At 70.5% G+C, this 15,291-nt stretch carries 12 protein-coding genes; 4 read left to right on the top strand and 8 right to left on the bottom strand.

All coding sequences use genetic code 11. From position 1 onward, the window contains the following. Positions 1–65: 65 nt before the first annotated feature. From J0670_RS11520 to J0670_RS11490, 7 genes are all read right to left on the bottom strand, one after another. On the bottom strand, positions 66–1,586 hold the full coding sequence (locus J0670_RS11520) for a PAS domain-containing sensor histidine kinase (RefSeq protein ID WP_307806482.1): 1,521 nt from the start codon (positions 1,584–1,586) through the stop codon (positions 66–68). Positions 1,587–2,046: 460 nt separating this feature from the next. Further along, positions 2,047–3,105, bottom strand: a complete 1,059-nt coding sequence (locus tag J0670_RS11515) for an SIS domain-containing protein (protein ID WP_207811399.1) — start codon at positions 3,103–3,105, stop codon at positions 2,047–2,049. Positions 3,106–3,321: 216 nt separating this feature from the next. Next, positions 3,322–4,617 (bottom strand): extracellular solute-binding protein, encoded by a 1,296-nt coding sequence (locus J0670_RS11510; RefSeq protein ID WP_207811401.1) that lies wholly within the window; start codon positions 4,615–4,617, stop codon positions 3,322–3,324. 440 nt (positions 4,618–5,057) lie between these two features. Next, positions 5,058–6,611, bottom strand: coding sequence for a glycoside hydrolase family 3 protein (locus tag J0670_RS11505; RefSeq protein WP_207811398.1), 1,554 nt, complete (start codon positions 6,609–6,611; stop codon positions 5,058–5,060). A gap of 6 nt (positions 6,612–6,617) precedes the next feature. Further along, positions 6,618–7,445 (bottom strand): carbohydrate ABC transporter permease, encoded by an 828-nt coding sequence (locus tag J0670_RS11500; RefSeq protein WP_207811397.1) that lies wholly within the window; start codon positions 7,443–7,445, stop codon positions 6,618–6,620. Next, on the bottom strand, positions 7,442–8,470 hold the full coding sequence (locus J0670_RS11495; protein WP_207811396.1) for a carbohydrate ABC transporter permease: 1,029 nt from the start codon (positions 8,468–8,470) through the stop codon (positions 7,442–7,444). The genes J0670_RS11500 and J0670_RS11495 overlap by 4 nt, the downstream gene beginning before the upstream one ends. A gap of 88 nt (positions 8,471–8,558) precedes the next feature. Further along, on the bottom strand, positions 8,559–9,845 hold the full coding sequence (locus tag J0670_RS11490) for an extracellular solute-binding protein (protein WP_207811395.1): 1,287 nt from the start codon (positions 9,843–9,845) through the stop codon (positions 8,559–8,561). A 337-nt stretch (positions 9,846–10,182) separates the two neighbouring features. Here J0670_RS11490 and J0670_RS11485 point away from each other — a divergent pair, with 337 nt between their 5' ends. The 4 genes from J0670_RS11485 (at position 10,183) to J0670_RS11470 (ending at position 14,060) form a co-directional block, all read left to right on the top strand. After that, complete coding sequence (locus tag J0670_RS11485) at positions 10,183–10,974, top strand: GntR family transcriptional regulator (RefSeq protein ID WP_243436879.1); 792 nt, start codon at positions 10,183–10,185, stop codon at positions 10,972–10,974. Between the two features lie 270 nt (positions 10,975–11,244). Further along, positions 11,245–11,508: a DUF3311 domain-containing protein gene (locus J0670_RS11480; protein WP_207811394.1), complete on the top strand. Its 264-nt coding sequence runs from the start codon at positions 11,245–11,247 to the stop codon at positions 11,506–11,508. Further along, positions 11,505–13,115, top strand: a complete 1,611-nt coding sequence (gene mctP, locus J0670_RS11475; RefSeq protein WP_207811393.1) for a monocarboxylate uptake permease MctP — start codon at positions 11,505–11,507, stop codon at positions 13,113–13,115. Before J0670_RS11480 ends, mctP begins: the two co-directional genes overlap by 4 nt. Before the next feature lie 156 nt (positions 13,116–13,271). Further along, complete coding sequence (locus tag J0670_RS11470) at positions 13,272–14,060, top strand: histidine phosphatase family protein (RefSeq protein WP_207811392.1); 789 nt, start codon at positions 13,272–13,274, stop codon at positions 14,058–14,060. 81 nt (positions 14,061–14,141) lie between these two features. Here J0670_RS11470 and J0670_RS11465 read toward each other — a convergent pair whose 3' ends face one another. Beyond that, positions 14,142–15,098, bottom strand: coding sequence for a helix-turn-helix domain-containing protein (locus tag J0670_RS11465; protein WP_207811391.1), 957 nt, complete (start codon positions 15,096–15,098; stop codon positions 14,142–14,144). Positions 15,099–15,291 lie beyond the last annotated feature (193 nt).

Genomic DNA, 15,291 nt, shown 5'->3' with positions numbered 1-15,291 from the left:
CGGCGCTTCCGCCGGACACACGCCCCTGCCGCACTCCTCGTGCAACCGAAGTTCGGCGGCGGAGGTCAGCGGACCGGGATCTCCAGGATCACCTTGGTCCCGCCGTCCGGGCCGGCCACCATGTCGAACGTCCCGCCGAGCTCTCCGGTGGCCAGCGTCCGGACGATCTGGAGGCCGAGGTTGCCCGCCGTCTGCGGGTCGAAGCCCTCGGGCATGCCGCGGCCGTCGTCCTGCACGGTGATCAACAGGTACTCCTCCGGCCGGGCGCCGCCGTTCCAGCTGTCCGACCAGCCCATGCCGGTCGCCGGGGCCCGTCCGCGCAGCGCGCTCACCTCCAGGTTCCCGGAGGCCGTCGGGCCGAAGGCGTGCTCCAGGGCGTTCTGCAGCAGTTCGGTCAGCACCATCGACAGCGGGGTGGCCACCTCGGCGGAGAGGATGCCGAAGCTGCCGCTGCGGCGGGTCGCCACCCGGCCGTCCTGGGACAGCTCCATCACCATCGCCAGCACCCGGTCGGCGATCTCGTCGAACGCGACCTGCTCGTCCAGCGCCTGGGAGAGCGTCTCGTGCACGATCGCGATCGAGCCGACCCGGCGCACCGCCTCGTCCAGCGCGGCCCGGCCGGACTCCGACTCCATCCGGCGGGACTGCAACCGCAGCAGGGCGGCGACGGTCTGGAGGTTGTTCTTCACCCGGTGGTGGATCTCCCGGATGGTGGCGTCCTTGGTCATCAGCTCGCGGTCGCGGCGGCGCAGTTCGGTGACGTCCCGGCAGAGCACCAGCGAACCGGTCAGGGTGCCCTTGGGCTTGAGCGGGATCGCCCGCAGGGTCACCACTCCCCCCTGCGCCTCCACCTCGGTCTGGCGCGGCGCCCAGCCGCTCGCCAGCTTCACCAGGGCCTCGTGGACGGCCGAGCGGGAGGGCGGGGCGAGCTCGGCGGTGGCCCGGCCGAGGTGGCTGCCGACCAGGTCGGTGGTGAGCCCGAGCCGGTGGTAGGCGGAGAGGGCGTTGGGGCTGGCGTAGGTGACGGTGCCGTCCGCGTCCAGGCGGATCAGGCCGTCGCCGACTCTCGGCGCGGCGTCCATGTCGGCCTGCTCGACGCCGGGGAACGGGAAGCTGCCCGCGGCGATCATCTGGGCCAGGTCGGAGGCGCTCTGCAGGTAGGTGAGCTCCAGCCGGCTGGGGGTGCGGACGGTCAGCAGGTTGGTGTTGCGGGCGATCACCCCGAGCACCTTGCCCTCGCGCCGGACCGGGATCGACTCGACCCGGACGGGGACCTCCTCGCGCCACTCCGGGTCGCCCTCCCGCACGATCCGCCCCTCGTCGAAGGCGGCGTCCAGCAGCGGACGGCGCCCGCGCGGGACGAGGTGGCCGACCATGTCGTCCTGGTAGGAGGTGGGACCGGTGTTGGGCCGCATCTGCGCGACCGAGACGTAGCGGATGCCGTCCCAGGTGGGGATCCACAGCACCAGGTCGGCGAAGGAGAGGTCGGAGAGCAGCTGCCACTCCGAGACCAGCATGTGGAGCCATTCCACATCGGCCCCGGTGAGGGTGGTGTGGCGGCGGACGAGTTCGTTCAGCGAGGGCACATTGCGAGGGTAGCGCCGCCGGTCGGTGCCGGGCTCGGCGGACCGTGCGGGAGCGGTGGATGACTGTCCGGAGTTGTTTAGACCAATTTGCCGAGAGGCCTGGACAACCCAGATTGGTCTAGTCCACAATGAAAGGGCACCAAGGAGAGGCCCACCGCGCAACTGCCCTGACCGCGCGCGGCTTCTCCTCGGTCGGACACCGCCGAGCGAGGACCCCGCACAGTTCTCGATCGAACCCGGTGCCCGACGACAGCTCCGGGCTGCGGTGCCGCATGGGTTGAGGGTCCCGTGTCGGCGCCGTGGCCCGTAGTGCTTTTCGGACCGTCCTGTTTTCGGTCCGCCGTGCTTTTCGGTCCGCCGTGCCGACGGCCCCTCCCCCGGACCACGTTCCGCCGCTCAAGGAGCCGGCCCCCTGTCCACAGCCTGTGGACAGGGGGCCGGCTCGATCGCGGTGCGGGCCTCAGCGCGTCTCGGTCACCTTGGCGAGGGCGCGCGGGGCGTCCGGGTCCTGGCCGCGGGCGATGGTGACCTCGTAGGCCAGCTGCTGCAGCGGCAGGATCTCCAGGATCGGCTGGACCTCCTCGGGCACGCCGGCCGGCAGCGCGAAGCCCGCCGAGGCGGCGTCCACCTGGGCCTGCTGGCCGACCACCACGAGGTCCGCGCCGCGGCCGCGCAGCCGGTCCAGCACCGGCTGGAGAGCCTCGCCGCCCTTGCCGTCCGGGACGATCGCGATCACCGGCGAGACGTTGTCCACCATGGCCAGCGGCCCGTGCAGCAGGTCGGCGCCGGAGAACGGGCTGGCCGGGATGTAGGTGGTCTCCATCAGCTTGAGCGCCGCCTCGCGGGCGGTCGGGTAGCCGTAGCCTCGCGAGGTGATGACCAGGCGCTGGGCGAAGCGGTAGCGCTCGGCCAGCGCCTTCACCTCGCTCCGGCGGGCCAGCACCCCGGCGGCCAGGCCGGGCAGCTCCTTGGCGGCCGAGCCGTCCCCACCTCGCAGGCCCTCGACCAGCAGGTAGAGCGCCAGCAGCTCGGCGGTGTAGGTCTTGGTGGCCGGCAGCGCCTTCTCCGGGCCCGCCAGCACGTCGATGTGGAACTCGGAGACCTCGGCCAGCGGCGAGTCGGGGTTGTTGGTCACGGCGAGGGTGATCGCCCCGGCCTCGCGGGCGGCCTTGGTGGAGGCCACGAGGTCCGGCGAGCCGCCGGACTGGCTGACGGTGATGACCAGCACGTCGGTGAGGTCCGGCTTGGCGCCGTACGCGGTGGTGGTGGACATCGAGGTCAGGCCGGCCGGCTTGCCGAGCAGGATCTCGATCAGGTACTTGGCGTAGAGCGCCGCGTTGTCGGACGTGCCGCGCGCGGTCAGCAGGACGAAGCGGGGGTTGCGGGCGGCGATCTCGGCCGCGATCGCGCGGATCTTCGGGGCGCCCTCGTCGAGGATGCGCTGGAGGACGGCCGGCTGCTCGGCCATCTCCGCCGCCATGATCCGGCCGGGGACGGAAGCGGTCTGCGGGTCGGACATCTGGATGTGCCTCCGATGAGATGGTTCGACCCCGCCCGGGCGGCTTGCCCGGCGGGGACCTCTACGGCGGCGAGTCCGCACACTCGCTGCGGGTTTCCTGGCGTTCCTGGCGCCAATCCTACGAGGACGCCTCCCGCGCGGCACCCTCGAACCGGGCGGCGCCGAGCCCCTGGCGCCCCTCCCGGCGGCCGCGGGGAGGGGCGTCCGGACGCCGGGTCAGGACTGGGTGTTGATCAGCTGGTCGATCGCGGCGTCGGCGTCCTTGGTGGCCTGGTCCACGGACTTGCCCTTGAGGATCGCGGTCAGCATGTCGGGGATGATCTTCTGCTTCTCCACCGCGCCCCAGCCGGGGGCCAGCGGGGTGAACCAGGCGTCCGGGACGGCGTTGGCCGCGGCGGCGGTGGTGGGCTTGTTCTTCAGCGGGTTCAGCTGGGTGAGGTTGTTCGGCAGGATGTCCTTGTCGGCCAGCGCCTGCTCGGACTTGTTGCTGGTGAACATCCGGACCCAGTCGGTGGCCAGCGCCGCCTGCGGGGACTTGGCGGTCACGGCGAGGTCGGAGCCGCCGATGAAGGTGGGCAGCGGCTTGCCGTCCGGGCCGGGCATGGTGGCCAGCTTGACGGCGTCCTTGAGGCTCGGGTCGCCGGTGACCGGCGCGGTGACGCTCGCCGACTCGTAGCCGTTGCCGTAGAAGGACGCGGCGTGCCCGCGGGCCATCGCCTCGTACTGGTTCTGCTCGTTCAGCGTCAGGTCGCCCTTGTTGTACTTGCGGACGAGGTCGATGAAGTGGCTGATGCCCTGCTGGGACTTGGGGTCGTGCAGGGTGCCGTGCCAGTTGCCGGAGCTGTCGAACTTGGCGATGCTGCCGCCGTACGCGGCGACGTAGCTCATCGCGGCGTACCAGTACGGGCCGGGCAGGTAGAGCGGGGAGAAGGTCCTGTCGGCCTTGTTCTTGTCCGCGATCTTGTCCAGCGCCGCCATCAGGTCGGCCTCGGTCTTGGGGAAGTCCGCGCTGCCGGTGGCCTGCTGGAAGGCGACGGAGTTGTAGATGGCGACCCGGGCGCCGGCGTAGTAGGGCACGCACCACAGCTTGTCCTGGTACGTGCAGGTGTTGGCGAGCGCCTTGATCCAGCTGTCGGAGTTGTCGAAGGTGGTGCGGTCCACCGGGGCCAGCGCGCCGGAGAGCACGTACTTCATGGTCTCGGTGTTGCCGAGCTCGACCACGTCGGGGGCGTTGCCGTCGGCGAGGGCCTTGTCGAGCTTGGTGACCTTGTCGGCCCAGCCCTGGTAGACCAGCTTGAGGGTGACGCCCGGGTACTTCGCGGCGAACTCGTCGTTGACCCGCTGGACCAGGTCGGGCCAGTTCTTCTGGGCGTCGTCCATCAGCCAGACGGTGACGGTGCCGCTGGCGGCCTTCGGGTCCGCGGAGGCGCCCTTGCCGTCTCCCGACGGTGAGCCGGACGAGGAACAGGCCGTCAATCCGACGGCCAGTGCCACGGTCCCGAGCGTCGACATGAGCTGACGCTTCTTCACGCCATCCTCCGAGGGTTGTTCAAGAAAACGGTGATGCCCGTCGACAGCGCGATTGGCGCCCGCGGCGGGGAGTCCGGGCGGGGCGGCGAGGAGCTACGGAGGGCGCGATACCACATCCGGCGAGGTTGAAGTTCGAACCGGATGACTGGACTCTGGCCTAGACCATAGGTGGTGTCAACGGCCAAAAGCCTTTGTCGCCACCGCCGTTGCACACCTGTTGTACCCTGTGGCGATCAGTCGCCGGGTCGTCACCCTAAGTGGAACTTAAGGTGGATTTAAGGCTCACTTGAGGGAACACGGTCACGCGACGACATCGCAGGTCAACGCGGGGAGAACGCAACGGGCCCGCCATGCGACATGCGCATGACGGGCCCGTGGGCCGACGCCCACCGGACACGGCCGGTGACGTCTCGTCGGTCGGTTCAGCCGATCGCTCCCGGCTGCCCGGTGAGCACCTCCACGGCCGCCAGCCCGCAGACCCGGGCGGCGCCGTGGGTGGCGATGTAGAGCGAGCCGACCGGCTCGGACTGGGGCAGCCCCATCTCGACCACGGCGGCGTCCGGCCGGGCGGCCACCAGGCGGCCCAGCGCGGCGGACATCCAGTCGTGGCGGTGCGCGTCCCGGACCACCAGCACCAGGCGGCGGCCCTCGGCGTCGGCCACCAGCTCGGCGACCAGGGCGTCCAGCAGCTCCGGTGCGGCCTGGGAGGCCGACACCTCACGGGTGCGGGTGCCGGGGAAGCGGTCGGCCAGCATGCCGGCCACGCCCCACGGGGTGACGTCGCCGACCGCGATGTTCGGCTCGTCCGAGAACGAGGCCACGTACGGGCGCTCGCTCACCGGCAGCACCTCGCGGCCCGGCGCCCGGACCACCCTCAGCGCCCGGCGGGCGGCCCGCAGGCCCACCGCGAGGTCCGGCTCGACCTGCTCGCCCTGGGCCGCGATCCGGCCCCAGCTGCCCAGCGCCCGGACCCGGTCGGCGGCGTCCGCCAGCCGCTCCTCGGCGAGCCGGCCGGAGCGCACGCCCGCCACGATGGCGTCGCGCAGCATCAGCACGGTCTCCTCGTCGGCCAGCCCGCCGCCGACGCAGATCGCGTCCGCGCCGGCCGCCAGGGCCAGCACGGTGCCCTCGCCCATGCCGAAGGTGTCGGCGATGGCGCCCATCTCGATCGCGTCGCTCACGATCAGGCCCTGGTAGCCGAGGCCGCCGTCGGCCGGGGCGGCGCGCAGCAGGTCGCGCAGCACGATCGGGCTCAGGGTGGCCGGCAGCTTCGGGTCCAGCGCCGGGACCATGATGTGAGCGGTCATCACGGCCTTGGTGCCGGCCGCGATCGCGGCCTGGAACGGCACCAGGTCGCGGGCGCGCAGCACGTCCAGGTCGACGTCGATGACCGGCAGGCCGTGGTGGGAGTCCACCGCGGTGTCGCCGTGGCCGGGGAAGTGCTTGGAGCACGCGGCCACGCCGGCCGACTGGAGGCCCTCCACCCAGGCGGCGGTGTGCCGGGCGCACAGCTCGGGGTCGGCGCCGAAGGAGCGGACGCCGATGACCGGGTTGCGCGGGTTGGAGTTGACGTCGGCGGTGGGCGCCCAGTTGTAGTTGACGCCGGCCGCGGCCAGCGCCCGGCCCAGCTCGCGGGCGACGTCCCGGGTCAGCGCCGGGTCGTCGATCGCGCCGAGCGCGAGGTTGCCCGGCCAGGAGGAGCCGGAGCCGGCCTCCAGGCGGGTGACGTCGCCGCTCTCCTCGTCGATGGCGATCAGCAGGTCGGGGTTCTCCGCCCGCAGCGCCCGGGTGAGCGCGGAGAGCTGGCCGAGGTCGACCACGTTGCGGTCGAACAGCGCGACGGAGCCGAGCCCGGCGGCCAGGTGGCGGCGCAGCCACTCCGGCGGCTCGGTGCCGACGAAGCCGGGCTGCAGGACGGTCAGGGCGTCGCGGTGCAGCTGGTCGCTGTCCGGGACGGTGGGAACGAGGATGCTCACGTTGACTCAGCCCTTCACGGCGCCGTCGGTCAGACCGCCGACCGCCTTGCGCTGCAGGAAGATGAACAGGATCAGCACCGGGATGGCGAACATCGTCGACGCCGCCATGGTCGCGCCCCAGTCGTTGCCGAAGGCCGTCTTGAAGGAGGACAGCCACAGCGGGAGCGTCTGGCCCTTGTCCTTGTTGAGGATCAGGACGAGCGGGAACTCGTTCCACGCCGTGATGAAGCCGAACAGCGAGGTCGACATCAGGCCCGGGGCCAGCAGCGGGAAGATCACCTTCATGAAGGCCTGCGGGCGGGTGCAGCCGTCCACCATGGCCGACTCCTCCAGTTCCTTCGGCACCGCGGCGATGAAGCTGCGGAGCGTCCAGATGGTGAAGGGCAGGACCATCATCATGTAGAAGAAGGTCAGCGGCACCAGGCTGTTCAGCATGTCGTTGTCGCGGGCGATGATGTAGACCGCGATGGTCATCACCTCCCAGGGCGCCATCTGCGCCATCATGACGACCAGCACGAACGCCTTGCGCCCGCGGAACCTCATCCGGGCGATGGCGAAGGACGCCAGGGTCGCGATCGCCAGCGAGAGCAGCACCGCACCGATCGTGACGACGACGCTGTTGGTGACGTACTCCCAGAACTTCGGCACGGCCGTCGCGGTGCTGTAGTGCTCGAAGGTGCCGCCGAACGGGATGAAGACCGGCGTCGGGCTGATGATGTCGCTGTCCTTCTTGAAGGACGTCGCGATCATCCAGTAGACGGGGAAGATGAAGAAGACGATGAGGACGACCGCGATGACGTTCGGCCAGGTACGTCCGAAGAGGGAGCGCCTCACAGCTCGTCCTCCTGCTTGATCAGGATGCGGAAGTAGAACGCCATCAGCGCGCCCAGCATCAGGATGGTGAGTACGGCGATCGCGGAACCGATGCCGTAGTGCTGGCCGGCGGAGCCCTCCAGGTAGGCGTGCACCGGCAGGGTCCGGGTCAGCTTCTCCGGGCCACCGGCGTTGATCGCGTAGATCTGGGTGAAGGACTTGAAGATCCAGATGATCTCGAGGAAGGTCGTGGCCAGGAAGAACGGCTTCAGGTTGGGGAAGATCACCAGGCTGAAGATCTTCAGGGAGCCGGCGCCGTCCATCCGGGCGGCCTCGTACAGCTCCTTCGGGATGGTCGTCAGTCCGGCGTACATGTTGAACGCCACGAACGGGATCGACATCCAGACGATCAGCAGGATCGCGACGAAGAAGGTCGTGTACTCGTTGCTCATCCAGTTGTAGCCGGCCATCGAGTGCCAACCGAGCCGGTCCAGCAGCCAGTTGACGACGCCGTACTGGGAGTCGAACAGCCAGGTGTAGACGGTGGTCGCGGCGACGACCGGCATGGCCCAGGCCAGCACCAGCGCGATCGACAGCGCCAGCCGCATCTTCTTGCCGAGGTGGTTGAGCAGCAGGCCGACCAGGATGCCGCCGACCATGGTCAGCACCACGTTGATCGCGGTGAACGCGACGGTGCGACCGGTGACCGCCCAGAACTCCGGGTCGGTCAGCTGCTCCTTGTAGTTGTCGAAGCCGGTCCACTCCGTGAGGTGCAGAACCAGCTGGCGCTTGTTGAGGTTCTGGAACGACAACAGGAAGATCTTCAGCAGCGGCCAGCCCAGCAGGGCGATGGTCGCCACCGTCGCCGGCAACAGCAGCATGTACGGGGCGAGGCGGGCACCCAGGCCCGGGCCGCCCGCCGATCTGGTGCGCTTCGGCGCGGAGCCCTTGCCCCCGCCGCCGGCGGCACCGGTCTCAATACTGGCCACGACAGCCTTCCCTGACTCCGGGGACTGTGTCTGCACCCGCTCCGAATGCACAGCCATCGTTCTCACTTCCTCACAACCGGCCACGACGGACAGGCGTCGCTCACCGGCCCCCCGCCGGGGGCCGGTGAGCGACGCCGCTCAGTGCTTACTGCTTCTGGTTGAGACGCTTCGCGATCTCGTCGTCGTACTTCTTGGCGGTGGAGGTGTAGTCCTGACCCTGGAGGACCGCGGTCAGGAAGTCCTTGATCGGGTTCGGGTTGTCCTCGACGCTGGCCCAGTTCGGGGTGTTCGGGGTGATCGAGCCGACCTCGGACGCCTTGATGGCGGCCGTGGCGAAGTCACCCTTGATCTGGCTGTTCAGCGAGGTCTTGTTCGGGATGACGCCGTTCACGGGGAACAGGCCCTCGTTCTTGTCGTTGAGGGCGATCTTCAGGAAGTCCTTCGCCATGTCGGTGTTCTTGCTCTGCGAGGCGATCGCGAGGTTCGAACCACCGAGGAAGACGCCGGTGGGCTTGTCGGCGGTCTTGCCGGGGAGCGGGAAGAAGCCGATCTTGCTGGCCGGCAGGGCCTCCTCCTTCGGCAGCTCCCAGCCGAGGCCGATCATGGTGCCGATGTTGCCCTGGCCGAAGACGTCCTTCTGCTGCGGGGTGGCCTCGTCCTTGTCCTTCGGACCGGTGGCCGAGTAGCTCTGCAGCTTCTTGTAGGTCTCGAAGGCCTTCTGCGCCTCGGGCGAGGACAGGCCGCCGACCCACTTGTCGCCGTCCTTCTTGGCGATCTTGCCACCCTCGCTGGTGAGCATGCCGAAGTAGACGTACCACTCCTGACCCGGCATGTAGATCGGGTCGGTGACGCCCGCGGTGGCCTTCAGCTTCTCCAGGTCCGTGTAGAACTCGTCCAGGGTCTTCGGCGTGTCGGTCAGACCGGCCTTGGCCCACAGGTCCTTGTTGTAGGCGACGACGCGGTTGGTGACGTACCACGGGGCGGCGTACTGCTTGCCGTCCAGGACCGCGGCCTCGTTCTGGTTGGCGGCCCAGGAGTCGCCGCCGAGGGCGGACTTGTCCTTGGTGATGTCCAGCAGACCGCCCGAGGCGGCGTAGCCGGCGGTCTGGGTGTTGCCGATCTCCAGGACGTCGACCGAGCCCTCGGACAGTGCGGCGGTGACCTTGGCGCCGATGCCGGTCCACTCCTGGGCGGCGAACTCGACCTTGGAGCCCGGGTAGGTGGTCTCGAACTCGGTCTTGACCTGGTCGGTCCAGCCCTTGGGGGCCGAGCCGGTCATGGTCCAGACCTTCAGCGTCTTGCCCTTGTACTTGTCGGCCGCCGAGGAGGACGAGGACGAGCCGCCGTCGTCCTTCTTGCCGTCCGAGCTACAAGCCGCGAGGCCGACGACCATTGCTGCGACGCCGACCGCCGCGATGAGCTGACGCTTCACGCCATCCTCCTGAGGGATGCCAGGGTTACCCCCGTCGGGCGGTAGCGGCAGCCCCACACAAAGCGGGAGGAAAGGTGCCGCGGACCCCTTCGAACGGGTGGGGGGATTCATCGTTACCGGCCCAGTGGTGTAGACCAGATGCCTGGAGCTTGGCCTAGACCAATGGGCCTGTCAACGGCTGTTCGACTGATCGAGACCACCCGTTATCAAGCCGACACCGCACATCGTTCATCGCGTGATGAGGTATTCGTTCCGTAGCCATACATGCAACGATGTCATCCGTTAACGAGGTGGCGTGGCCTGAAAAGGCCTCGCGAGAAGCGGGAGAACAGGTCCGATGAGCAGCGACGGGGGATCCACCGCCCAGGTCAACGACCCCGAGGTGAAGAACCTCCCCACGCAGGCCGGCATCGACCCGACCGCGCGCGTCCCCAAGTACTACGGCCTCAAGCGCCACCTCCTCCAGCTGACCGAGACCCAGCCCGCCGGCACCCCGGTGCCGCCCGAGCGCGCGCTCGCCGCCCAGTTCGACACCTCGCGCACCACCGTCCGCCAGGCCCTCCAGGAGCTGGTCGTCGAGGGCCGGCTGGAGCGCATCCAGGGCAAGGGCACCTTCGTCGCCAAGCCCAAGGTCGCCCAGGCCCTCCAGCTCACCTCCTACACCGAGGACATGCGCGCCCAGGGCCTGGAGCCCGCCTCCCGACTGATCGAGATCGGCTACATCACCGCCGACGACCGGCTCGCCCCGCTGCTCGACATCAAGCCCGGCGGCCGCGTCCTGCGGATCGAGCGGCTGCGCCTGGCCAACGGCGACCCGATGGCCATCGAGGTCGCCCACCTGTCCGCCAAGCGCTTCCCCGCGCTGCGCAAGAACCTCGCCAAGCACAACTCGCTGTACGCGGCGCTGCGCGAGGTGTACGGGGTCACCGTGGCCGAGGCCGAGGAGACCATCGAGACCACCCTGGCCAACCCGCGCGAGGCCGGCCTGCTCGGCTCCGACCTCGGCCTGCCGATGCTCCAGCTCTCCCGGCACTCCTTCGACGCCGCGGGGGACCCGGTCGAGTGGGTCCGCTCGATCTACCGCGGCGACCGCTACAAGTTCATCACCCGGCTGAAGCGCCCCGAGTAGTCCCACTCCCCCTGGTGGGCCCCGGGCACCGGCGCGCGTCCCGCGCGCCGGTGCCCGTTCGTGTCCGGATGGCGGGAAGTTGCGCCAACTCCGGTGACACGGGTCACCCCATGCTCTAGATTGCGCAGCCATACTGACTGCCGATCACCGATGGTGCTGCTCGGCGGGCTCGCGGGGGGTGCGAGGTGCCTCCGGGGCTGCGGCGCCGACGGGGAACCCTCCGAAGCGGAGCCGTAGATGCCGTCTGATCACGCACCCTCCGAACGTGTCATGCCCGAGCCAGCCGGGACGCCCGTCCCGGCGGTGACCCCCGAGCGGGTGCTGGCCGGAATCGCCCTGCTCGTGCCGATCGTCGCGATGCTCTGGGTGTCCTCCTACGACAAGTCCGACCCGGCCGCGGCCGGGATGCCCTTCTTCTACTGGTACCAGCTGCTCTGGGTGCCGGTTTCGGCCGTCTTCACGGTCGCCGCGTACCTGCTGATCAACCGGGACGAGAAGGCCCGCAAGGCGGCCCGGAAGGGCGGTGCGCGATGACGGACGTCAACGTGCCGGCCCTCGTGGTCTTCGTGCTGTTCTTCCTGCTGGTCACCGTGATGGGCTTCCTCGCCTCCCGCTGGCGCCGCGCGGACGACGCGGCACACCTGGACGAGTGGGGCCTGGGCGGCCGCAGCTTCGGGACCTGGGTGACCTGGTTCCTGCTCGGCGGCGACCTCTACACCGCGTACACCTTCGTCGCCGTCCCGGCCGCGGTGTACGCGACCGGTGCGGCCGGCTTCTTCGCGGTGCCGTACACGATCATCGCCTACCCGCTGGTCTTCCTCTTCCTTCCCCGGCTCTGGTCGGTCTCCCGGGTGCACGGCTACGTCACCCCGGCCGACTTCGTGCGCGGCCGCTACGGCTCGCGGCCGCTGTCCCTGGTGATCGCGCTGACCGGGATCCTGGCCACCATGCCGTACATCGCCCTGCAACTCGTCGGCATCCAGGCGGTGCTGGACGTGCTCGGGGTCGGCGGCGGGGAGAACGCCAACTGGTTCGTCAAGGACCTGCCGCTGTTCATCGCCTTCGGTGTGCTGGCCGCCTACACCTACTCCTCGGGCCTGCGCGCCCCGGCGCTGATCGCCTTCGTCAAGGACGCCCTGGTCTACATCGTGATCATCGTCGCGGTGATCTACATCCCGATCCGCCTCGGCGGTTACGGGCACATCTTCGACTCGGCCGCGCAGCACTTCAAGCAGGCCAAGGCCGGCGGGCTCACCCTGCCGGCCAACAAGGAGTGGACGTACGCCACGCTGGGGCTGGGCTCGGCGATGGCGCTGTTCATGTACCCGCACTCGGTGACCGGCGTGCTGGCCTCCAAGTCCCGCAACACGGTGCGCCGCAACATGGCGATCATGCCCGCGTACTCGCTGATGCTCGGCCTGCTGGCGCTGCTCGGCTTCATGGCGATCGCGGCGGGTGTGGGCGGCGGCGTCAAGGGCTACAACGCCCAGCTGTCGGTGCCGCAGCTGTTCGCGAACATGTTCCCGGACTGGTTCACCGGCGTGGCCTTCGCCGCGATCGGGATCGGCGCGCTGGTGCCGGCCGCCATCATGTCCATCGCGGCGGCCAACCTGTTCACCCGCAACGTCTACAAGGAGTGGCTCAAGCCCGCCGCCACCCCGGCCGACGAGACCCGCGTCGCCAAGCTGGTCTCGCTGCTGGTGAAGGTCGGCGCGCTGGTCTTCGTGCTCGGCATGGACCGGCAGGCCGCGATCAACCTCCAGCTGCTGGGCGGCCTGTGGATCCTCCAGACCTTCGTGGCGATCGTCGGCGGCCTGTTCACCCGCTGGTTCCACCACTGGGCGCTGTTCGCCGGCTGGGCTGCCGGCATGGCCTACGGCACCTGGACGGCGTACGGGATCGCCAGCCCGGCCACCAAGCACTTCGGCGGCAACGCGGCCGAGATCCCCGGCATCGGCGAGATCGGCTACATCGGCCTGACCGCCTTCGCGCTCAACCTGATCGTCTCGGTGGTGCTCACCCTGGTGCTGCGGGCCGTCAGGACACCCGAAGGGCCGGACGAGACCAAGCCGTCCGACTACAGCGCCGAAGCCGGTGACGACGAGCTGGAGAACGCGCCGGAGCCCGTAGCGGCGCACTGATTTCACGCGGTACGCGCCCTGTGATCGCGCCGCCTTCTCCGTGAACACTGGAGGAGGCGGCGCGATCATATGTATGAACAGGCGTGCACGCCGGGCACCACCAGACCGGACCGGCAACCGGCCGGAACCTGAACGAACCACGGGGAGCGCGCGGCCATGGCAGAACTCGGCACCACCCTCAACGGACAGCACCCGTCCGCCCAGAGTCCGCACCACCACGTCACCGCCCACCGCGGGGCCGCCACCCGGCTGCCGTCCGTGCTCATCGCCACCCGGCACGGCGAGTCCACCGCCAACGTCGAGTTCCACCAGGCCGAGGCCGCCGGCGCGCTCAGCGTCCCGATCAGCTGCCGCGACGCCGACATCCCGCTGTCGCTGCACGGCCAGCAGCAGGCCCAGGCGCTCGGCCGCTGGTGGGCCGCCCTGCCCAGCGCCGACCGCCCCCGCAGCGTCTGGTGCTCGCCGTACGTGCGCACCGCCGAGACCGCCCGGATCGCGCTCGCCCAGGCCGCCGGGCTCGGCTCCGTCCCGGTCACCCTGGCCGTGCGCTACGACGAGCGGCTGCGCGACCGCGAGCTCGGCATCCTGGAGATGCTGCCCAAGGCCGCCATCGAGGCCAAGCACCCGGAGGAGGCGGCCCGGCGGCGCAAGATGGGCGAGCTGTACTACCGCCCGCCCGGCGGCGAGTCCTGGGCCGACGTCGCGCTGCGGGTGCGCAGCCTGCTGCGGGACGTCTGCGAGGAGGAGGCCGGACGGCCCGTCCTGCTGGTCGCGCACGACTGCACGGTGCTGATGCTGCGCTACGCGCTGGACCGGCTCACCGAGGAGCAGCTCACGGCGCTCGGCCCGGTGCACAACTGCTCCACCAGCCTGTGGCGGGCCCAGGAGGGGCGGCTGCGCCCGGACCGCTGGAACGACGTGGAGCACCTGGCCGCCGGGAACTGACCGCCACTCAGGCCCGCGCTCAGCCCTTCCCGCCCAGCCCCGCGCCCAGCCCTGCGCTCGGACCTGCGGTCACCTCCGGGCTCAGCCCTGGGCCGGCTCGGCGAAGCAGCGCCGGTAGGCCAGCGGCGTGGTGCCCAGCCGGCGCCCGAAGTGGTGCCGCAGCGCGGCCGCGTTGCCGAAGCCGCAGCGGGCGGCGATCACGTCCACCGGCTCGGCCGTGGACTCCAGCAGCCGCTGGGCGAGCAGCACCCGCTGCCCGACCAGCCAGCGGTGCGGGGTGGTACCGGTCTCCTGCTGGAAGCGCCGGGCGAAGGTGCGCGGCGACATGTGCACCCGGGCGGCCAGCTGCTCGACGGTGGCCTCCTCGTCCAGGTGGTGGCGCAGCCAGTCGAGCAGCGGGGCCAGCGAGGCGCCGTCCCCCTCCGGCAGCGGGCGGTTCACGAACTGCGCCTGCCCGCCCTCCCGGTGCGGCGCGACCACCATCCGGCGGGCGATCCCCCGGGCCACCTCGGCGCCCTGCACCTTGCGCACCAGGTGCAGGCAGGCGTCGATGCCGGCCGCCGTACCGGCCGAGGTGATCACCGGGTCGTCGTCCACGTACAGCACGTCCGGCTCTACCGTGGTCAGCGGGTGGAGCTCGGCCAGCGCCGCGGTGTGCCGCCAGTGGGTGGTGGAGCGGCGGCCGTCCAGCAGTCCGGCGGCGCCCAGCACGAAGGCGCCGCTGCAGATGGACAGGACCCGGCCGCCGCGCGCCACCACCTCGCGCAGCGCCTCCAGCAGCGGCTCCGGGTAGCGGCCGCGCAGCGAGGAGGCGGTGACCACCGCGAGGTCCGCCCCGGCGAGGCGCTCGGGGCCGTACGGGACGTCCACCGCGAACCCCGAGTGGGTGGCGTGCGGCCCCGGGCGGGCGCCGGCGATCGCGAAGTCGTACCCGGGCAGGCCCTCGTCGGTGCGGTCCAGGCCGAAGACCTCGCAGGCCACCCCCAGTTCGAAGGGGTGGATCTCCTCCAGCACCACCGCGACCACGTTCTTCAGCATGCCGCCCAGGATGCCCCGGCCCGCGGCGCCCGGGGAAGGGCCGCAGTGGCAGGATTTCGAGGCGATGCGGCGTTCCTGCCACTCGTGGGCACCCGCACCGCCCGGCCACAGTGGTGCCCATGGATTCCGGCACCCTCGCAAGCGCCCTCGCCCTGGTCGGCGCCGTCGGCGGCTTCGGCCTGCTCGGCGGCAT

Origin of the sequence: Streptomyces sp. FH025 (assembly GCF_017427025.1) — a bacterium.
GTDB lineage: Bacteria > Actinomycetota > Actinomycetes > Streptomycetales > Streptomycetaceae > Kitasatospora.
Note: the sequence above shows the minus strand (reverse complement) of the source record. Positions and strands in the feature narration are given on the sequence as shown.